20 protein-coding genes and 1 pseudogene are annotated in these 18,079 nt (G+C 73.7%); 9 read left to right on the forward strand and 12 right to left on the reverse strand.

Annotated elements, in window-relative coordinates; all coding sequences use genetic code 11:
- Positions 1 to 105: 105 nt before the first annotated feature.
- Positions 106 to 801 (reverse strand): response regulator, encoded by a 696-nt coding sequence (locus ABD811_RS03600; protein ID WP_344940587.1) that lies wholly within the window; start codon positions 799 to 801, stop codon positions 106 to 108.
- 291 nt (positions 802 to 1,092) lie between these two features.
- Positions 1,093 to 1,482, reverse strand: coding sequence for a SchA/CurD-like domain-containing protein (locus tag ABD811_RS03605; RefSeq protein ID WP_344940590.1), 390 nt, complete (start codon positions 1,480 to 1,482; stop codon positions 1,093 to 1,095).
- Positions 1,483 to 1,709: 227 nt separating this feature from the next.
- Here ABD811_RS03605 and ABD811_RS03610 point away from each other — a divergent pair, with 227 nt between their 5' ends.
- On the forward strand, positions 1,710 to 3,365 hold the full coding sequence (locus ABD811_RS03610) for an FAD-dependent monooxygenase (RefSeq protein ID WP_344940593.1): 1,656 nt from the start codon (positions 1,710 to 1,712) through the stop codon (positions 3,363 to 3,365).
- Positions 3,366 to 3,397: 32 nt separating this feature from the next.
- On the opposite strand, the gene ABD811_RS03615 is transcribed toward ABD811_RS03610, so the two are convergent.
- The 5 genes from ABD811_RS03615 to ABD811_RS03635 all read right to left on the reverse strand — a co-directional run bounded on the left by ABD811_RS03615 (position 3,398) and on the right by ABD811_RS03635 (position 7,497).
- A complete protein-coding gene (locus tag ABD811_RS03615; protein WP_344940596.1) occupies positions 3,398 to 4,345 on the reverse strand; it encodes a DMT family transporter in 948 nt (315 codons plus the stop codon).
- Positions 4,346 to 4,386: 41 nt separating this feature from the next.
- The gene (locus ABD811_RS03620; RefSeq protein WP_344940599.1) at positions 4,387 to 5,646 is read right to left on the reverse strand and encodes an AI-2E family transporter; all 1,260 of its coding nucleotides are present in this window, start codon (positions 5,644 to 5,646) and stop codon (positions 4,387 to 4,389) included.
- An 85-nt stretch (positions 5,647 to 5,731) separates the two neighbouring features.
- Positions 5,732 to 6,040: a transcriptional regulator gene (locus ABD811_RS03625; RefSeq protein WP_344940602.1), complete on the reverse strand. Its 309-nt coding sequence runs from the start codon at positions 6,038 to 6,040 to the stop codon at positions 5,732 to 5,734.
- Positions 6,037 to 6,474 (reverse strand): hypothetical protein, encoded by a 438-nt coding sequence (locus ABD811_RS03630; protein WP_344940605.1) that lies wholly within the window; start codon positions 6,472 to 6,474, stop codon positions 6,037 to 6,039. Before ABD811_RS03630 ends, ABD811_RS03625 begins: the two co-directional genes overlap by 4 nt.
- Positions 6,475 to 6,948: 474 nt before the next feature.
- The gene (locus tag ABD811_RS03635) at positions 6,949 to 7,497 is read right to left on the reverse strand and encodes a MarR family winged helix-turn-helix transcriptional regulator (RefSeq protein WP_344940608.1); all 549 of its coding nucleotides are present in this window, start codon (positions 7,495 to 7,497) and stop codon (positions 6,949 to 6,951) included.
- Positions 7,498 to 7,601: 104 nt separating this feature from the next.
- On the opposite strand from ABD811_RS03635, the gene ABD811_RS03640 reads away from it, so the two are divergent.
- On the forward strand, positions 7,602 to 9,065 hold the full coding sequence (locus ABD811_RS03640) for an MFS transporter (protein WP_344940611.1): 1,464 nt from the start codon (positions 7,602 to 7,604) through the stop codon (positions 9,063 to 9,065).
- A 37-nt stretch (positions 9,066 to 9,102) separates the two neighbouring features.
- On the opposite strand, the gene ABD811_RS03645 is transcribed toward ABD811_RS03640, so the two are convergent.
- The 3 genes and pseudogenes from ABD811_RS03645 to ABD811_RS03650 all read right to left on the reverse strand — a co-directional run bounded on the left by ABD811_RS03645 (position 9,103) and on the right by ABD811_RS03650 (position 10,558).
- Entirely contained in the window at positions 9,103 to 9,387 is a 285-nt protein-coding gene (locus ABD811_RS03645) for a hypothetical protein (protein WP_344940614.1), read from the reverse strand.
- A gap of 377 nt (positions 9,388 to 9,764) precedes the next feature.
- Positions 9,765 to 9,974, reverse strand: a pseudogene (locus tag ABD811_RS44140) (hypothetical protein); the annotation flags it as partial.
- Positions 9,920 to 10,558 carry a hypothetical protein gene (locus tag ABD811_RS03650; RefSeq protein WP_344940617.1) on the reverse strand — a complete coding sequence of 213 codons (639 nt, stop codon included), beginning with the start codon at positions 10,556 to 10,558 and terminating at the stop codon, positions 9,920 to 9,922. The gene ABD811_RS03650 and the pseudogene ABD811_RS44140, both read right to left, overlap by 55 nt.
- Positions 10,559 to 11,091: 533 nt before the next feature.
- Between ABD811_RS03650 and ABD811_RS03655 the strand changes: the two genes are divergently transcribed.
- Positions 11,092 to 12,270 (forward strand): hypothetical protein, encoded by a 1,179-nt coding sequence (locus ABD811_RS03655; protein WP_344940620.1) that lies wholly within the window; start codon positions 11,092 to 11,094, stop codon positions 12,268 to 12,270.
- 39 nt (positions 12,271 to 12,309) lie between these two features.
- A complete protein-coding gene (locus ABD811_RS03660; RefSeq protein ID WP_344940623.1) occupies positions 12,310 to 13,071 on the forward strand; it encodes a peptidoglycan DD-metalloendopeptidase family protein in 762 nt (253 codons plus the stop codon).
- 107 nt (positions 13,072 to 13,178) lie between these two features.
- Here the strand turns inward: ABD811_RS03660 and ABD811_RS03665 are convergent, their stop codons facing one another.
- Entirely contained in the window at positions 13,179 to 13,367 is a 189-nt protein-coding gene (locus ABD811_RS03665) for an SbtR family transcriptional regulator (RefSeq protein ID WP_344940626.1), read from the reverse strand.
- Here ABD811_RS03665 and ABD811_RS03670 point away from each other — a divergent pair.
- Positions 13,297 to 13,539, forward strand: a complete 243-nt coding sequence (locus tag ABD811_RS03670) for an aldo/keto reductase (RefSeq protein ID WP_344940629.1) — start codon at positions 13,297 to 13,299, stop codon at positions 13,537 to 13,539. The genes ABD811_RS03665 and ABD811_RS03670 overlap by 71 nt on opposite strands.
- 9 nt (positions 13,540 to 13,548) lie before the next feature.
- Here the strand turns inward: ABD811_RS03670 and ABD811_RS03675 are convergent, their stop codons facing one another.
- The gene (locus ABD811_RS03675; protein WP_344940632.1) at positions 13,549 to 14,310 is read right to left on the reverse strand and encodes an SDR family NAD(P)-dependent oxidoreductase; all 762 of its coding nucleotides are present in this window, start codon (positions 14,308 to 14,310) and stop codon (positions 13,549 to 13,551) included.
- A gap of 270 nt (positions 14,311 to 14,580) precedes the next feature.
- Here ABD811_RS03675 and ABD811_RS03680 point away from each other — a divergent pair, with 270 nt between their 5' ends.
- From ABD811_RS03680 to ABD811_RS03695, 4 genes are all read left to right on the forward strand, one after another.
- The gene (locus ABD811_RS03680; protein ID WP_344940635.1) at positions 14,581 to 15,531 is read left to right on the forward strand and encodes an ABC transporter substrate-binding protein; all 951 of its coding nucleotides are present in this window, start codon (positions 14,581 to 14,583) and stop codon (positions 15,529 to 15,531) included.
- Positions 15,532 to 15,616: 85 nt separating this feature from the next.
- Positions 15,617 to 16,591 carry a FecCD family ABC transporter permease gene (locus ABD811_RS03685; protein WP_425549363.1) on the forward strand — a complete coding sequence of 325 codons (975 nt, stop codon included), beginning with the start codon at positions 15,617 to 15,619 and terminating at the stop codon, positions 16,589 to 16,591.
- Positions 16,588 to 17,376, forward strand: coding sequence for an ABC transporter ATP-binding protein (locus ABD811_RS03690; RefSeq protein ID WP_344940641.1), 789 nt, complete (start codon positions 16,588 to 16,590; stop codon positions 17,374 to 17,376). The genes ABD811_RS03685 and ABD811_RS03690 overlap by 4 nt, the downstream gene beginning before the upstream one ends.
- Positions 17,373 to 18,059: an adenosylcobinamide amidohydrolase gene (locus tag ABD811_RS03695; RefSeq protein ID WP_344940643.1), complete on the forward strand. Its 687-nt coding sequence runs from the start codon at positions 17,373 to 17,375 to the stop codon at positions 18,057 to 18,059. Before ABD811_RS03690 ends, ABD811_RS03695 begins: the two co-directional genes overlap by 4 nt.
- Positions 18,060 to 18,079: the final 20 nt, after the last annotated feature.

Below are 18,079 nucleotides of genomic sequence, written 5' to 3' on the forward strand. Positions count from 1 at the left end.
ACTCCCCGATTTCTCTGAAAAAACACGACGCCCATCACGTTAGAGCCGTATTTCACCCGGCGTCTTCCCACGCCGACATGAATTGCCGCGTCCCCCGCGTGGTGGTCAGCTCATCCGCTCGGCGGAGGTCATCGCGACGCCCGGGCGCAGCAATCCGCACTCGTAGGCGTGAATGACCAACTGGACGCGGTCGCGCACGCCGAGTTTCTGGTAGAGATGCTGCACGTGCGATTTCACGGTGCTTTCCCCGAGGGAGAGCAGCCGGGCGATCTCCTCGTTGCCGTAACCGCGCACCAGCAGCTTCCACACGTCGGTCTCGCGTGCGGTCAGCCCGTCCAGCGCGGCCGCCGAGGCGGGCGTGACGGTCGGGCGGCGGGCGAACTCGGCGATCAGCCGGCGGGTGACGGCCGGGGCCAGCAGGGCGTCCCCGGCGGCCACCACGCGCACCGCCTCGACGATCTTCTCGCCGGGAACGTCCTTGAGCAGGAACCCGCTGGCCCCCGCGCGCAGCGCGCCGAACACGTGTTCGTCCTGGTCGAACATCGTGAGCATGATGATCCGCACGCCCGGCACGCCGTCGGGGCCGCACAGCCGCTCGGTGGCCTCCAGGCCGTCCAGGCCCGGCATGCGGATGTCCATCAGCACCACGCCCGGACGCGTCGCCTGGGCAAGCCGCACCGCGTCCAGCCCGTCGCACGCCTCGCCGACGATCCGGAGGCCGTCCGCCTGCGCGAGGGTGGCCCGCAGCCCCTCGCGCACCAGCGGCTGGTCGTCGGCGATCAGCACGCGCACGGGTTCCACTGCCTGCGCCTCCGTTTCAGGGCACCGCGAAGTGACGGTAAAAGCGGGGAGCGCCGCCGGACGCGAGCTCCCGGATGATGTCCGCGCGCCGGTGACGAGATGGTCCGGCGGCTCGACACGTCGTACGGCAATGGACATATACCGCCGGACGCTCACTGAATTCCCATGCGTTCACCAAAGGCGGGCCACTTCCCCGGCGATCATCATCGAGTCGTCTTCTCCGCGGGTCATGGGAAAGGATCGCCGGCGCCCTTCGCGCCAACGCGTGCGGGCGCCGGTCCGGCGGCGCCGTCAGTGTCCGCTGAGCGCGGGCTCGGGCGGCGGCGCCATACGGGTCGTGACGGTCTCCATCATCGCCTTGCGGAAGTACTCACTGGCGCCCTCGGGCGTGCTCATGTCGCGCTTCTCGGCCAGGTGCCGCTCCAACTCCCGTTCCAGCTTCTGGATGTTGGGATCCTGGGACAGGTGCCGCATCAGCGTCGGCAGGTCCCCCTCGATCTCGATCATTCGCACCACGATGTCGTCCTTCATGAACACCGACGTGCTGATCAGCCGGGACTTGCCGTCGGCCAGCTGCCGCGGGGCCCGGTACCCCGACATCAGCTTGCGCACGGCGTCCTGGCTGCCCGGCTTGATCCGGAACATGACCGCGTGGCGTTGCATGGCGTCCCCCTCTGTCATCGGAAGCTTTCCGTGCGTCACATCCTTCGCCGGGACGGTGCGCGCTGTCTCCCGTCGGCCGGATGAACATGCGTCTCCGCCACGCGAGGGGGGACCTGCCCGCGGTGAGGAGACCGCCCGCCGCCGCGGGCACGCGGGCGGACCGCACCACGACCAGCTGATGGACTATCCCAGGATGTCGCTTTATGTAATCGAACATACGCTGTGCGTAGTCGAAGGGGGACATCATGGGCGAGACGCAGGTGCCGGTTCTGATCGCGGGCGGGGGCACGGTGGGGCTGGCCATGGCCGTGTTCCTCGGCCATCACGGGGTCCGCGCGCTGGTGGTGGAACGGCGCGAGGGACTGTCGGACCATCCGCGCGCCACCGGGCTCAGCGGACGCACGCTGGAGCTGATGCGCGAGGTCGGCCTGCAGCAGGCCGTGGAGAAGGAGTGCTTCGTGCCCGCCGACCGGATCTGGCGGCGCACCGTCCGCACGCTCGCCGAGCTGCGGACCGCACCCGGCGAGTTCACCGTGCCGGAGACGCATCCCATGCTGGCCGCGGGCGGGCCGTCCGACCTGCTGACGCCCGCGCCGGTCCCCGGCAGCTGCCCGCAGGACCACCTGGACGCGGTGCTGCTGCCCGCGGCGGCCGAACGCGGCGCGACGGTGACGTTCGGCACGGAGCTGACCGGCCTGCGGCAGGACGCCGACGGGGTGACGGCGACCGTGTGCGGCCCGGCGGGCGAGCGGCGGGTCCGCGCCGACTACCTGGTGGCCGCCGACGGTGTGGGCAGCACGGTGCGCGGGCTGCTCGGCATCGGCTCCGACGGCCCCGGACAGGTCGGCCGCCGCACGCTGAACATCCTCTTCCGCGCCGACCTGTCGGCCGTCGTCCCGCACGTGCCGGTGCTGACCGACATCACGCATCCGGACGCCGCGGGCCGCCTGGCCACGCTCGACGGCCAGCGGCGGTGGGCGCTGCACGTGATCGTCGGCGACGGGGAGGGGTACGACGAGGAGCGCTGCCGGTCGCTGATCCGCACCGCGGTCGGGGTGCCGGACCTGGACGTCGAGGTGCTCAACGCGCTGCCGTGGCGGCCGACCGCCCGCGTGGCGCGCCGCTTCCAGGACGGCCGCGTGTTCCTGGTGGGGGACGCGGCGCACACCGTCCCGCCGCAGGGCGCGTTCGGGCTGAACTCCGGTATCGCCGACGCGCACAACCTGGCGTGGAAGCTGGCCGCCGTCCTGCGGGACCAGGCCGGCGCCACGCTGCTGGACAGCTACGACGCCGAGCGCCGTCCCGTCGCCGTGTTCACCATGGAGCAGGCGCTGCTGCGGCACCACAACCCGAAACTGCACTGGAACCCCAACGCGGTCGCCGAACGGGCGGCGGCGGGCGCGGCCAGCGCACCCGTCGTGCACCTGGGGTACCGGTACGCGTCGTCGGCGGTCGTCGGCGGCAGCCGGGACCTGCCGTCGCTGGAGGACATCACCGGTCTGCTCGACGGCACGCCCGGTTCGCGGATCCCGCACCGGTGGCTGCGGCTGAACGGCGCCGACGCCTCCACCCTGGACCTGATCGGCTCCCGGTTCACCCTGTTCGCGGGCCCGGCCGCGCCCGGCTGGACGGAGGCCGCGCCGGCCGCCGCCGCCCGGGTCGGCGTGCCGGTCAACGTTCACCGGGTCGGCTCGGCGGACCTGGCCGACCCGTCCGGAACGTGGCACGAGGACGTCGGGATCGGCGCCCGGGGCGCGCTGCTGGCCCGTCCGGACGGCTTCGTCGCCTGGCGGACCGACACGTACCCGGCCGACGCCGCCGAGGCGGTCCAGGCCGTGCTGGCCCAGGTCACCGGCCGTACCGCGATGCTGCCGCAGCGCCTGGCCACGGCGTCGCGCTGAGTGAGCCGGGCGCCGCGCCGGGCCAGTGGCGGTCAGCCCGCCGGGCGGCGTTCGCCGACGGTGACCAGCAGGACGCCGACGGCGGACACGGCCATCCCGGCGGCGACGCCGGCGGTGACGTCCTGGCCGAGGATCGGCACGGCCAGCAGCGCGGTCACGGGCGGGACGAGGTAGAGCAGGCTCGTCGCCGCCCCGCCGGAGCTGCGCCGCAGCAGGACGAACAGCAGGAGCAGCGCGACGATCGAGTTGACCGTCGCCAGCCACGCCAGCGAGCCCAGCGCGGCCGCCGTCATCGGCAGGTCCAGCCCGCCGTACGCGGCGGCCAGCGGCAGGCAGGTGACCGCGGCGCCCAGCAGCTGCACGGTCGTGCCGGTGCGCAGGTCCACCGAGTGGCCGAACCGCTTCTGGTAGAGCGTGCCGACCGCCAGGCCGACCAGCGCGAGGCCGGTGAAGGCGTACCCGGTCAGCTCGCCGCCGCCCGACAGCCGTCCGCTCACCGCGACCAGCACGCCGAGCAGGCCGACCACCAGTCCGGCCCACTGCCGCGCGGTCAGCCGTTCGGCGAACAGCGGCACCGCCGCGGCGGCGACCACCAGGGGGCACGCGCTGAGGATCAGCGACGACAGGCCCGCCGGGACGCCGTGCCCGAGGCCGAGGAACACCCCGCCGAGCTGGACGGTCTGCAGCAGCACCCCGCTGACCAGCAGGTGCGCGTACACGGCGCGGCCGCGCGGCCAGGGCGCCCGCGTCGCCACGGCGATCACGCCCAGCACCGCGGCCGCCAGGACGAACCGCCACGCGACCAAGGCCAGCGTCGGCCCGGCGTGCGCGCCGATGGTCCCGACGATGTAGCCGCTGCTCCAGATCGGGACGAACGCCACCGGCACCGCGGCCGCCGCCGCCCGGCCGGCCGTCCACGCGCGACGCCGCCCCTGGACGCCTCCCGCCGGACCCTCCGTGCACGCGGCCTCGGACGACACAGCCCCACCTCCCGAACCGGCCCCACCCGTGACGACAAGGGTCAACCGCCGCGCTCCGGCGGATCATCCCGGGAGCGGCCCTCGCTCGCCGCGTCGGAAGGGGCCGGGTCGGCGCCGGCCGGGTCGGCGGGGGCCGCGCCGGCGCGGGGCGGGTCGGCGGGGGTGGGTTCCGCGGCGGGTCTCGCGGGGGCGGAGTCCGCCGGGGCCGTGTCGGCGGTGCCGGATTCGGGTGAGGCGCGCAGCGCGGGCCAGGCGCGGTAGATGACGGCGGCCAGGGGCACGGCCAGGGCGGCGCCGGGGATCCCGGCGAGGACGCCGCCGACGGTGAGCGACACGATGATCGCCAGCGGGTGCAGCCGCACCCAGCGGCCGACCACCAGCGGCTGCAGCAGGTGACCCTCGATCTGCTGCTCGACGAGCAGGATGCCGAGGAAGATCAGCGCCGCCCACAGTCCCTTGGCGCTGAAGGTGACGGCGACGGCGAGCGTGCCGCTCACCAGGATGCCGATGATGGGGATGAAGCTGCCCAGGAAGATGATCACGGCGAGCGGGGCGACCAGCGGCACGCCCAGCACCGTCAGCACGATCGCCAGCACCACCGCGTGGATGGCGGCCACCGTGACGGTGCCGTGGACGTACTGCGACAGCGTCCGCCAGGCCGCGTGGCCCGCGCGGTCCACGCGCGTGCGGTAGGAGCCGAGCCCGCCGATCAGCCAGTCCCAGATCTGGCGGCCGTCCTTGAGCAGGAAGAACAGGACGAACAGCATGAAGATGAAGGCGACGAGGAACTCGACGGTCATCCGCCCGGCCTCGACCGCGGTGCTGGCCAGCTTGCCGCGGCGCGCCTCCAGGTACTTCACGCCCTCGTCCACGTACCGCTGCAGCTGCGAGGTCTTCAGGTGCAGCGGCCCGTTGACCAGCCAGCTCTGCACCTCCCGGCCGGTCTGCTGCACCTCGGTGGCCAGCCGGGGGAACTGCGCGTTCGCCTCGATGACGATGTAGGTGCCGACCCCGCCGAGCACGACCAGCGACAGCAGCAGGGTGATCCAGGTGGCGGCCAGCGGCGGCAGCCCCCGCCGCGACAGCCACGCCGTGACCGGGTGCAGCAGCGCGCACAGCAGCAGCGCCACGATGATCGGAAGCACCACGATGGTGAGCCTGGTGCAGATCCAGACCAGCCCGTAGACCACGGCCGCGAGGACGATCAGCCGCCAGCCGTAGCCGGCGGCCGTGACCAGCGACGGGGGCACCTGCCGTGCCCCCGTCGCGCGCGTGTCGTCGTCCCTGCGTTCCTCGTTCACGGCCCCGCCTCGACCGCCGCCGATGCCGAGAGGCGGCCGGTCCAGCCAGCAGCCTGCCCCTTGCCGCGGCCGGGAAACCCGGGACTCAGCGAACGGCCGCGTCGCCTTCTCCCACGATGGCGCGCAGTGCCGCGACGTGCGCGCGATACGCGGCGCGGCCGGCGGGGGTCAGCGAGAGCCACACCCGCTGGCGGGTGTCGCGCACGGCCTTGGTCTGCTCCACGTAGCCCGCGTCCATGAGGACGGCGACGTGCTTGCTCAGCACCGAGGCGCTGACCCCCAGGCGGTCGCGGACGACACCGAACTCCACCCGTTCCGCAGGGTCAAGCAGCGCGCAGATGCGCAGCCGGTTGGGCGCGTGGATGGTGGCGTCGAACCCGTCGCCGCCGGTCATTTCGCCGTCCGGACGCGCCGGGCGTGCCGGCGCCCGTAGCCGATCGCCCAGCAGGCCAGGACCACGCCGGCGACCGCCCAGACGCCGCTCCACCGGTCGTCCAGCAGCTCGCAGGCCAGCACCGCCACGGGGAGGGGCGCGCCCAGCGCCGCGCCCTGGCGCGCGGTGAGCCTGCGCGGCTCGATCCCGGCGCCGTCGACCCGGCGGCTGTAGAGCAGGTTGACCGCCAGCAGGCCCGCGACCACCACGACCAGCACGGCGACGGCGGCCGGGCCGGGGAGCATGACGCTCGCCATGCCGGCGGCCACCAGCAGTCCGACCGCGGGGAAGAACCAGGCGGGGATCGGCGCGGTCCCGGCGGCACGGGCCTGCTCGGCGGCGCGCAGCGCGGCGGCGGCCTCGGCGGGGGACGGAGGGCTCCCATGAGTTTCCATACCGGAAACTCTCGCCGACAGTTTCCATCTTGTCAACTCGCGACTTTCCATCACGGAAACAAGCTGCCGGGCCCAGCCGGACGGAGGCGGACAGAGGCGAGGGCCGTCGGAGGCGCGGAAGGGACCGGTTCCGCCGGTCAGCCGACAGAGGAGGACGGCCGGCAAAGGAGGACGGCCAGCAGAGGAGGACGACCGGCGAAGGAAGGCGGTCGGCAGAGGAAGGCGGCCGGCGGAAAAGGACGGTCGGCAGCGCGCCGATCCCGGACCGTCCCGACGTGGGCGGCCCGATCACCCGGCCGGCCCGGTCGACCGGCAGCGGCAGCAGGTCCTTGAGGATGCCGGCGCACAGGACCCGCACGTCTCCGGCGCCCGCGGGGCGGTGGACCGTGCAGGCCCGGGAGGTGTCCTGGGTGTGGATGTCGTACAACGGGCCGTACGCGGCGTGCCGGTCGCCGGCCGGGCCCGCGGATGGGCTCAGCCCGGGCCCTCGGAGCAGGGCATCTGACGGTGCTCGGCGTGCGCGAGGAAGTCGTCGACCATGCGGTTGAACAGGACGGCGAGCTGCTCGCGCTGCGGCGGCGGCCATTCGGCGAGCGCGTCGTGCATCCACTGCCATCCCACCTGGCGGATGCGGTCGGCCGCGTCGCGTCCCCGCGCGGTCAGCCCGACGCGGAAGGCGCGGTGGTCGTCGGGGTCGGGCAGGCGTTCCACGTACCCCACCTTGACCAGCCGCTGCACCTGGCGGGTGACGTGCGAGGGCTCGACCGCCAGCCGGCCGGCCACCTCGCCGAGGCGCAGCGGCTCGGTGTCGGACAGCAGCCGCAGGACCGGGACGGCGGCGCGGTCGACCGGCACCCCGGCCTCGGCCATCACCCGGCCGTGCTGGCGGCTGCGATTGAGCAGGTAAGAGATCCGGGCCAGCGCGCGCTCGATCTCCATCACGTCGGCCGGCACCGGAGGCACCCCGGCGCACGGGGCGGGCCGGGCGGGGTCGACGGCTTGTACGGGCCGTTGCGTGGACATGCCTCCCATCCTATGAATTATTTGCTTAACTTAAGCAAGTTGTATCGCGCCCGCGGTTCGACCGCGCCCACCCCGGCGCTCTATGCCATCCGGCAGGAGGTCTCATGTCAGGCACCGGTACCAAGGGGACCGGACCGGTCAAGCTCACCGATCACGCGGAGGCGGGGACGGCGCGCGCACCGGCCGCGCTCACCCTGCTGGCGCTGGCCGTCGCGGGGATGGCCGTCTCCGTGCAGCAGACGCTGGTGCTGCCGCTGCTGCCCCGGCTGATGAACTCCTTCCAGGTGTCGGTGTCGGCGGTGACGTGGGTGTTCACGGTGTCGTTGCTGGCCGGGGCGGTCGCCACCCCGCTGCTGTCGCGGTTCGGCGACATGTACGGCAAGAAAAAGATGATCATGGTGACGCTGGGGCTGCTGGTCGCCGGGTCGGTGGTGTGCGCACTGTCGACCTCGCTCGGCGTGCTCATCGCCGGGCGGGCGCTGCAGGGCGCCTCGGCGGCGCTGATCCCGCTGGCCATCGGCACGATCCGGGACGCCTTCCCGGCCGACCGGGTCACCACCGCCATCGGGATCGTCAGCGCGACGATGGGCGTGGGCGGCACCATCGGCATGCTGTTCACCGGTGTGATCGCCGACCACACCACCAGCCACCACCCGGTGTTCTGGACGGCGGCCGCGCTCGGCGCGGGCGCGCTGGTGCTGGTCGCGGTGTGCGCCCCGGCCGTGGGCGGACGCACGGGCGGCAGGCCCGACGTCCTCGGCGCCCTCATGCTCGGTTCCTGGCTGGTCTGCCTGCTGCTCGGCATCAGCCAGGGCAACTCCTGGGGCTGGGGCTCGGGCCGGGTCGTCGGCCTGTTCATCGCGGCCGCGGTGCTGTGCGCGGCGTGGGTGGCGGTCGAGCTGACCGTCCGCGAGCCGCTGGTGCGGCTGAACCTGCTGGTCGGCCCCAGGTCGCTGTCGGCGAACCTGGCCTCGCTGGTGCTCGGCTTCTCGATGTTCGCCGCGTTCACGCTGGTGTCCAACTTCGTGCAGACGCCCGAGGAGCGGGTGGGCTACGGGCTGAGCGGCTCGGTGCTGGACGTCGGCCTGTACATGCTGCCCAGCACCTTCACCATGCTGATCTTCTCGGCGCTGGCCGGGCGGTTCGAGGCCCGGCTCGGCGCCGCGTACACGCTGGCGATCGGCTCGGTGTTCGCCGCGCTCAGCTACGTGTGGCTGGCCCTGTTCAACGACTCGGTGGCCGACATGCTGGTGTTCAGCGCCGTCCAGGGCATCGGATTCGGCATCGCGTACGCGGCGCTCGGCACCCTGGCCGTGCAGCACGTCCCGATGCACCAGAGCGGCATCGCCAGCGGCATCAACTCGCTGGTCCGGACGGCCGGGGGCAGCACGGCCAGCGCGGTGACCGCCTCGGTGCTCACCGGCAACGTGATCCGGGGCACGTCGGTGCCGAGCCTGCACGGGTACGTGCTGTGCTTCGTGCTCGCGGCGATCGGCGCGGGATTCACCGCCGTCGTCGCGGCCCTGCACGGCCTGCGGCACGGCCGCCGCGCCACGGCGGCCGCCTGACCAGGCGGCCCGCCCGTCCCCCGGCTCGCCGGGCCGCCTAGGACGCCGCCGGGGTCGGCGAGGGTGATCCGCCGCCGCGCTGCGGGAGCAGCGGACGGCAGGTCTCCAGGGCCTTGGCCACCTTGGGGTCGGTCGTCTTCACGTCCGCCACACGGGTCCCCTCGGCCACCTCGGCGCCGTTCTTGGACATGCAGTCGCGGAAGGCCGCCGACACCTCGCCGTCCGGCGGCCCGCCGTTTCCGCGCCGCCCGTCCGGCGGCGAGGGACGCAGTGAGGCGCACGCTTGGAACGCCTTCTGCTGCTCGGCCGACAGCGAGGCCATGCCACCTCCGGGGCCGCCGGTGGGCCGTCCGGACGGGGTGCCCTGCGCCCGCTGACCCGCTGGACGCTGCGGCAGGCGGTGATGGCGGCGGCTACCTGGCCGGTTTCGCCGAGGCTGTTGGCGGCCCGCAACAGTACGCGGTGGGCGCCGGTTGCGGGGGTGTGAAGGGCGGCGCCGGTGGCGTTGTGCAGGGCGGTGGTGTTGGCGCGCAGGATCTGGCCGAGCTGGTCGCGTTCCACTTCGGGCCACACGGCCAGTAGCGCGTCGGCGGTGGTGTTGGCGAGCGCGGCCATCTGGTCGGGGCCGGTGTCGGGGTGGGTGGCCAGGGTGTCGCGGGTGGCGCGCTGCACCAGCTGGTGCACCCGGATCTCATGGTGGGTTGCGGTGCGGTCGTGGTCGATCAGGCTGTGCCGGTGCAGCGCCCGCAGGGCCTCATCCACGGCTGTCGCATCCACTGCCTCGGTGTCCATCCCGCGATCCGGGGAGGCCTCGGCCAGCTGGCCGGTCAGGTACTGCAGTGCGGGTGGGCTGGTCAGCACGGCTTGGGGGATGCCGGCGGGGTCCAGGACGCTGGCCAGGGACAGCACCGGCCGGGCCAGTCCGGCCGGTTGGGCCCGGTCGGCCTGGGCGATGGACAGCTCCCAGGTGGCCGCGACGATCCGCCGTGATCGTCGGGCAGGTCCTGCTGGTCGGGCAGGACGCGGTGCAGCAGCCGGGTGCCCAGCAGCCGCCGGTAGGCGGCGCAGTCGAGGTCGGCGTTGAGGATGTAGGTCGCGGCCTGCGCCAGCGCCAGCGCCAGCGGCAGATATCCCAGCTCGCGGGCGAGCGCGTCTGCTTGGGCGGTGTTGGCGGCGCGGTCGGCGAGCTTGGCCGTCAGGTAGGAGCGGGCCTCCTGCTCGGTGAAGGTGTCGACCTCGATGATGCGGCGGCCGGCGGCCGCCAGGGCGGCGTGACGCAGCCGCGTGGTGCCCCCGAAGGCGCGGGCGGTCTGGCGCACCCGCCGCCCTCCGCCGCCCGAACCCGCCATCAGCCCGTAAACAGTGAGCGACAGGCCCGCCACAGCCGCCAGCCCTCCGACCACGCTGCCAAGCTTGTCGGCTTCCTCCAGCCCGACGGTCGCGAAGTAGACGCCGAGCCCGGTGACCGCCGCCACCGTCAACCCCGCGCCCACCCACGCCTCGCCATACCGACATCATCAACACGACCCCCGTCGCCCCGCCGCCAAACGCACCAGACTGGTCACCACTCAAGACGCCCGGTGCGCACAGGGCGAGACCCGGGAGGTGAGCCGGTCGGCACCGGCGCTTCAATAAACGATTGTTTACGGGTGCGGCGTGGTAGCTCTCGCGGTCTCCGTCGATCTGGACGATCCCCGGTCGGCGGCCTCGACGAGGACGGGCGGCCGTAATTCCCGCTCACGCCATCGATCTGACGCATGACGAATACGCCACCCCTGCCTTTCCTGCGGAGGGATATCACGTGCGTTGATCCTGGGAGGCGGTCCGGGGTGGTGGGTGAACGGGTGGGCGCGGCGCGGTTAAGCAGGGCGCGCCGGTCGGTGAAAGTCGGGGCCGCCGTGCCGGGTGGGCCGGCGTTTAGGAACGTTCCTAGCTGGAGCGGGTGCACGGTAGCCGAAATACGAAGGTTGCTTTCGTAAATCTTTCACGCTTGCCGAGACGATCACTCGCGCTCACTCTCTTGGTCATGCTCCCGCTGATCCGTAAGGGAACCGTGGCTCTCGGAGTCGTCGCGTCCCTCGTCGCCCTGCCCGCCACCGCGGAAGCGGACACCGCCTGGACACCGGACCTGTCGGTCATCGACAGCGATGATGTCAACGTCCGTCACGACGGTCACGCCCTCCGTCTCCGCGACAACCGCACCGGACCCGCCGCCCTGGACGGTGCCGTCGCCTCGGGCCAGCTCCTTCTCGCCCCCAAGGACCTGCCGGAACCGGTCAACCGGGTGAGCGCGCAGGTGTCGGGCGCCGGAACCGTCGAGGTGCGGGCGCACCTGGGCGGCACCGCGTGGACCGAGTGGCATCCCGCCGGGCAGGTGCTGCCCGCCTCGTCCAAGCGGATCCAGGTGCGGGTGGTGCTGTCCACCGCCCCCGGCGGCGCCTCCCCGGCGGTGTCGTCGGTGCGGCTCACCGGCGAGCAGGTCGCGCAGCGCCGGGTCGCGGCCGCCGCCGCGCAGACGTACCGGATCTACGCCACCCGCGAGGGCCTGGTCGGCGGCACGACGGCCAACGGCCACGTCATCACCACCAGGGACCACTTCGTCGCGCTGCCGTCCCGCCGGGGGCTGTCGGCCAACAACGCCGGCGAGTACTCGGTGCGCGTGTGCACGACGTCGGGTTCGCGTTGCGAGTACGCGCCCGTGTGGGACGTCGGCCCCTGGAACACACGCGACGACTACTGGAACCCGTCGTCCGTCCGGCAGATGTGGACGAACCTGCCCCAGGGCAAGCCCGAGGCCCAGGCCGCCTACCAGGACGGCTACAACGGCGGCAAGGACGAGTTCGGCAGGACGGTCGCCAACCCCGCGGGCATCGACCTGGCCGACGGCACCTTCTGGGACGGGCTGCGGCTCACCGACAACTCCTGGGTGAACGTCACGTACCTGTGGACGGGCAGCGGCCCCAAGGGCGTCGTCCGCACCAACGGCACGCCCCTGAACGTGCGGTCGTCCGCCAGCACCTCCGCCGGCATCGTGGGGCTGGCGGCCAACTACGCCAACGTCGTCGTCGAGTGCCACGTCCGGGGTCAGACGGTCACCGGCACGTACGGCACCAGCGATCTGTGGAACCGCATCGGCCCAGGCCACTTCGTTCCCGACGTCTACCTCTACACCGGGTCCGACAACCCGGTGGCCCCCGCCTGCTGACGTAGTCGCCCCCGTCCGACGAGGAAACGGAGCCGTCCCATGAGAGTGCCCGCACGCTCGACCGCCGTCCTGCTCGCCGCCGCCCCCGTCCTGGCCCTGCTGCCCGCCACCCCGGCGATGGCCGCGCCCGCGTTCCAGATGCCGTTCCCCTGCGGGCAGGTGTGGTCGGGGCAGACCCGCACCAACCACAGCCCGGCCAACTCCGTGGACTTCAACCGCACCAACGACGAGGGCGACGCGGTCACCGCATCGGCGGCGGGCACCGTCGCCCGCGTGGAGAACACCGGCAGCACCAGCTACGGGCTGTGGATCGAACTGGACCACGGGGGCGGCTGGCGCACCCGGTACGCGCACCTGTCCGGCGAGTTCGTCACGGTCGGGCAGAGCGTGGCGGCCGGGCAGCAGATCGGCACCGTGGGCACCACCGGCGGCTCCACCGGCCCGCACCTGCACTTCGAGCAGCGCCTCAACGGCGTCGACCAGAAGATCAAGTTCAACGGGTCGCAGATCACCTACTGGGGCACGGCCAACTACACCAGCCGCAACACCTGCATCGGCCCGTCCGGCACGGTCAACACCTCCGGCATCGCGCTGACCGTCCGGTCCAGCGCGAGCACCAGCGGCTCGTCGATCGGCTCGGTGCCCGACGGCGGGACGGTGTTCATCTCCTGCTACCGGCGCGGCACCTCGGTCACCGGCACGTACGGCACCAGCGACATCTGGAACAAGGTCGGCGCCGGGTACATCGCCGACGCCTACGTCTACACCGGCTCCGACAACCCGGTGGCCCCCGCCTGCTGACCCCGGCGCCTCGCGCCCGTAGGGTCCGCCTTCGCCGCGACGGCGGCCGGCTCACCGCCGCGATCCCCGGTGGGCCGGCCGCCGTCGTCCGCAGCGGCCGCCGATGATCAGCGGGGGCGGAAGCCGTCGAACATGAACGACAGCGTGCGGGTGCGCGTCGCCTCGTCCCACTGGCCGCGTTCGGCGGCCAGGCAGGCGGCGGTGAGCAGGGCCAGCAGGTCCGGCATGGCCAGGTCGCGGCGGTCGGCGCCCGCGGCGGTGGCGTTGGCCTGGGTGCGGGGCCGGCCCGGTGTCACGTCGGTCATCGTGGGGCCGCGCAGCGTGGAGCAGATGCGCGGCAACCTGGACGGCCTGGCGCTGGACCTGCCCGCCGAGGCCGCCGCCCGCCTGGACGAGGCGTCCCGGTCCACGACCATCTCCCCCGTCGACGGGATGAACGACCCGACCCTGCCCGCCTTCCGGCCGTGACTCGCGGGGCTAGTCGATGGTGTGGCCGCCGTTGACGGTGACGCGCTCGCCGGTGATGAAGCCGGACGCCTCGGAGGCCAGGAAGCAGACGGCGGCGGCGACGTCCTCGGGGTCGCCCATGCGGCCGAGGGGCACCTCGGCGGTGTAGGCGGCGCGGTCCTCGGCGGGGACGTCGGCGTGCCGCTCGACGGGGATCCAGCCGGGCGCCACGAGGTTGACGGTGATGCCGTGGCGGCCGAGCTCGCGCGCCCACGACCGGGTCAGCCCGATCTGCGCGCCCTTGGCGGCGACGTAGGCGGACATGCCGGGCAGCGCGCGTTCGAACATGTCCGAGCCGATCTGGATGACCCGGCCGCGTCCCCGCTCCTTCATGCCGGGCAGCACCGCCTGCAGCAGCAGAGTCGGGCTCTTGACGAAGAACCGCAGCTGGTCCAGGTGGGCCTCCCAGGTGAGGTCCTCCACGGCGACCTCCGGCTGGGGGCCGGTGGCGTTGACGACCAGCACCTCCACCGGGCCCAGGCGTTCGGCGACCCGTTCCACCAGGCCGGACACCTCGGCCTCGTCGGTGACGTCGGCGGCGAACGCCTCGGCGGCGCCGCCCGCCGCACGGATGTCCCCGACCACCCGCCGGGCCTGCTCGGCGCCGGACCGGTAGCAGACCGCCACGGCCCACCCGTCGGCCGCCAGCCGCCGCGCGATGACGGCGCCCAGCCCGCGCGACGCCCCGGTGACCAGCGCGACACCCTGTCGCCCGTCCTGTTCCCCAGCCACGAGCACTCCCCACCCGTCGTCGATCACGTTCGCGGGGCCGACGATAGCCCAGGGACGGACGTCCGTTGCCGGAAGCGGACGAACGGCTGATAACGTGACCGGTCGAGCGCGCGACGGAGCGAAGTCCGGTGTGATTCCGGCGCTGTCCCGCAACTGTGATGGCCGTGCCCCGCACGGCCGAGCCAGGTCGCCTCCCGCGCGCGGATGACGTCGACCCTCGCGGAAGGGCGGCCCGTCGCGGGCGGCCCTTCCGCCCCCCTGGAGGCTCCGTTGAGACCGCTACGTGCCCTGGGCGCGGCCGCCCTGACCGTCACGCTGACGCTGACCGCGGCGTGCGGCGGCGCGAACGACGACACATCGTCCGGCCGGGACGGCGGGGACGGCGCCGCGATCACCGTCCAGGCGGCCAACGGCACCGTCACGCTGCCCGGCGTGCCCAAGCGGATCGTGTCGCTGTCGCCCACGCACACCGAGACGCTGTTCGCCATCGGGGCGGGCCCGCAGGTGGTGGCGGCCGACGAGTACTCCGACCACCCGGCGAACGCGCCGAAGACCAAGCTGTCGGGGTTCAAGCCGAACGCCGAGGCCATCATCGGGTACAAGCCCGACCTGGTGGTGCTGTCGGACGACATGGACGGCATCGTCAAGGCGCTGGAGAAGGTGAAGGTGCCGGTGCTGCTGGAGCCCGCCGCCACCCGCATCGAGGACGCCTACGACGAGATCATGGACCTGGGCACGGCCACCGGCCGCGCCGAGCAGGCCCGCAGGCTCACCGACGACATGCGCCGCCGGATCCAGCAGACGGTGGACTCCGCCAAGAAGGCCGCCGCCCCCGGCGGCGAGCCGCTCACCTACTACCACGAGCTGGACGAGCAGTTGCACACGGTGACGTCCAAGACGTTCGTCGGGCAGGTGTACGGGCTGTTCGGCCTGCGCAACATCGCCGACGACGCGCAGTCGTCGGCGGGCGCCTACCCGCAGCTGTCGCGCGAGCACCTGCTCAAGAGCGACCCCGACCTGGTGTTCCTGGCCGACACCAAGTGCTGCGGGCAGAGCGCCGCCACGGTGGGCGAGCGTCCCGGCTGGGCCGGGCTGGGTGCGGTGAAGCGCAAGAACGTCGTGGAGCTGGACGACTCCATCGCCTCCCGCTGGGGTCCGCGGCTGCCGGAGTTCGTGAAGGCCATCGGGGACGCCGTGCAGAAGTCGTCGGCGGCGCAGTGAAGCCGTCGCTTCGGTGAGGACGCAGGAGGCGGCGCGGCTGCGTCCCGTGCCGCTGGCGGTGACCGTGCTGGTGCTGCTGGCGGCGATGCTGGCCGCGCTGCTCATCGGGCCCGCCGGCCTGCCGGTCGCCGGGGTGCTGAAGGCGCTGGCCGACCGGCTGCCGTTCGTGCACGTCGAGTCGGGGCTGGCCGCCGTCGACCAGAACGTGCTGTTCGAGCTGCGGCTGCCCCGGGTGCTGCTGGGCGCGGTGGTGGGCGGGCTGCTGGCCGTCGCCGGGGCGGGCTACCAGGGCGTGTTCCGCAACCCGCTGGCCGACCCGTACCTGCTGGGCGCCGCGGCCGGGGCGGGCGTCGGCGCCACGCTGGTGATCGTCGTGCTGTCGGACCGGCCGACGCTGGCGGTGCCGCTGGCGTCGTTCGCCGGGGCGGTCGGCGGGGTCGCGCTGGCGTACGGGCTGGGCAGCACGGCCGGACGCGGCGGCGGGTCCGGCACCGCGACGCTGGTGCTGGCGGGCGTGGCGGTGTCGTCGTTCCTGGCGTCGGTGCAGGCGTTCCTGCAGCAGGCCAAGGCGGAGGAGCTGCAGCGGATCTACTCGTGGATCCTGGGCGGGCTGGGGCTGGCCGACTGGCCGACCCTGGCGATGATCGCGCCGTACGCGGCGGTGGCGGTGGTGACGCTGCTGCTGCACGGGCGGCTGCTGGACGTGCTGAGCGTCGGCGACGAGGAGGCCGCCTCGCTGGGGCTGTCGGCGGCGCGGGTGCGGCTGACCGTGCTGGCCGCCGCGTCGCTGGCCACCGCGTGCGCGGTGGCGGTCAGCGGGCTGGTCGGGTTCGTCGGCGTCGTGGTGCCACACGTGGTGCGGCGGCTGGCGGGCGGCTCGTACCGGATCGTGCTGCCGCTGTCGCTGCTGGGCGGCGCGGCGTTCCTGACCGTCGCCGACCTGGTGGGCCGCACGATCGTGGCGCCGGGCGAGCTTCCGCTCGGCGTGGTCACCGCGTTCGTCGGCGGCCCGTTCTTCGTGCTGGTGCTGCGCGCCGTCCGCGGGCGGGCGGACACGTGAGCGTCTCGGTGCGCGACCTGGACGTCGACCTGGAGGGGCGGCCCGTGCTGCGGGGCGTGTCGCTGGAGGTGCCCGCCGGGGCGTGGACGGCGATCATCGGTCCGAACGGCGCGGGCAAGTCCACGCTGCTGCGGGCGGTGCTGGGACTGGCGCGGCCGCGCGGCGGCACGGTGAACGTCGCCGGCGCGGACCCGTGGTCGCTCAAGCCGCGCCGCCGCGCCCGTCTGGTGGCCTACGCGCCGCAGAACCCGAACCTGCCGCCGGGGATGACGGTGTTCGACTACACGCTGCTGGGCCGCTCCCCCTACATCCCGCACCTGGGCCGCGAGAGCGCCCGCGACCGGGCGGTGGCGGGGCAGGTGCTGGAACGGCTCGACCTGACCGGCCTGGCGGCGCGTCCCCTGGACCGGTTGTCGGGCGGGGAGCGGCAGCGGGTGGTGCTGGCGCGGGCGCTGGCCCAGCAGGCGCCGGTGCTGCTGCTGGACGAGCCGACGACCGCGCTGGACATCGGCCACCAGCAGCAGGTGATGGACCTGGTGGAGCGGCTGCGGCTGGACGACGGGCTGACCGTGCTCACCACGATCCACGACCTGACGCTGGCCGGGCAGTACGCCGACGCGCTGGTGCTGCTGTCGGACGGCCGGGTCGCGGCGTCCGGCCCGCCCGGCGAGGTGCTCACCGGCGAGACGGTCGGCGCGCACTTCGGTGCCCGGGTGCACGTCGCACGGGGCCCGGACGGCCGTCCCGTGCTGTCCCTGGAGCGTTCCTCCGGTGAGGACCGATGAGGCTGGAGACGCACTGGCGGGAGGAGGACGGCGCGCGCCTGGCGGCGACGGTGTGGCGGACGGGGCCGGGCCTGCGGGCGATCTCCTCGGCGCTCCTCGGCGGCGGGATCGGGCCGGTCAGGTGGGTGCTCAACGCGCAGGTGCCCGGCGGGTACGCGCGTCTGGATCCGCAGGCGCACCTGCGTGAGCTGGCGGACGCCTACGGGTTGCGGGGGCGCGGCGTCGCCATGATGACCGCGGCACCCGTCGGCCGCACCGTCCAGGCCGAGGACGAGGGCGTGGCGGTGTCCGCGACGGTGGGGCTGCGCGTCCCGACGTGGGCGGCCGCGCCCGCCGACGCCGCCGACCCCGAACTGGCGCCCGTCCACCTGGACGGGACCGTCCCCGGGACGATCAACATCGTGGTCGCGGTGCCCGTGCCGCTGGGCGACGCCGCCCTGGTCAACGCGGTCGTCACCGCCACCGAGGCCAAGACGCAGGCCCTGCTGGAGGCGGGCTACTCCTGCACCGGCACCGCGTCGGACGCGATCTGCGTGGCCGCGCCCGTGGTGACAGGGTCCGGCGGTGAGGAACCGTTCGCGGGGCCGCGTTCGACGTGGGGGGCGCGCGTCGCCCGCGCCGTGCACGCCGCCGTGCAGGCGGGGGCCGTCGACTACACGGCGCGGCTGCGCGAGCGGGGCTGAACCGCGGCCGGTCGCGCAAG

Source organism: Actinomadura miaoliensis (genome assembly GCF_039536785.1).
GTDB classification, from domain to species: domain Bacteria; phylum Actinomycetota; class Actinomycetes; order Streptosporangiales; family Streptosporangiaceae; genus Spirillospora; species Spirillospora miaoliensis.

Coding starts and splice junctions, on each gene's coding strand:
- ABD811_RS03605 (WP_344940590.1), bottom strand. CDS start 1,482: ATGACAGAGGGGGACGCCATGCAACGCCACGCGGTCATGTTCCGGATC.
- ABD811_RS03610 (WP_344940593.1), top strand. CDS start 1,710: ATGGGCGAGACGCAGGTGCCGGTTCTGATCGCGGGCGGGGGCACGGTG.
- ABD811_RS03625 (WP_344940602.1), bottom strand. CDS start 6,040: ATGACCGGCGGCGACGGGTTCGACGCCACCATCCACGCGCCCAACCGG.
- ABD811_RS03630 (WP_344940605.1), bottom strand. CDS start 6,474: ATGGAAACTCATGGGAGCCCTCCGTCCCCCGCCGAGGCCGCCGCCGCG.
- ABD811_RS03635 (WP_344940608.1), bottom strand. CDS start 7,497: ATGTCCACGCAACGGCCCGTACAAGCCGTCGACCCCGCCCGGCCCGCC.
- ABD811_RS03640 (WP_344940611.1), top strand. CDS start 7,602: ATGTCAGGCACCGGTACCAAGGGGACCGGACCGGTCAAGCTCACCGAT.
- ABD811_RS03645 (WP_344940614.1), bottom strand. CDS start 9,387: ATGGCCTCGCTGTCGGCCGAGCAGCAGAAGGCGTTCCAAGCGTGCGCC.
- ABD811_RS03655 (WP_344940620.1), top strand. CDS start 11,092: ATGCTCCCGCTGATCCGTAAGGGAACCGTGGCTCTCGGAGTCGTCGCG.
- ABD811_RS03660 (WP_344940623.1), top strand. CDS start 12,310: ATGAGAGTGCCCGCACGCTCGACCGCCGTCCTGCTCGCCGCCGCCCCC.
- ABD811_RS03670 (WP_344940629.1), top strand. CDS start 13,297: ATGGCCAGGTCGCGGCGGTCGGCGCCCGCGGCGGTGGCGTTGGCCTGG.
- ABD811_RS03685 (WP_425549363.1), top strand. CDS start 15,617: ATGCTGGCCGCGCTGCTCATCGGGCCCGCCGGCCTGCCGGTCGCCGGG.
- ABD811_RS03695 (WP_344940643.1), top strand. CDS start 17,373: ATGAGGCTGGAGACGCACTGGCGGGAGGAGGACGGCGCGCGCCTGGCG.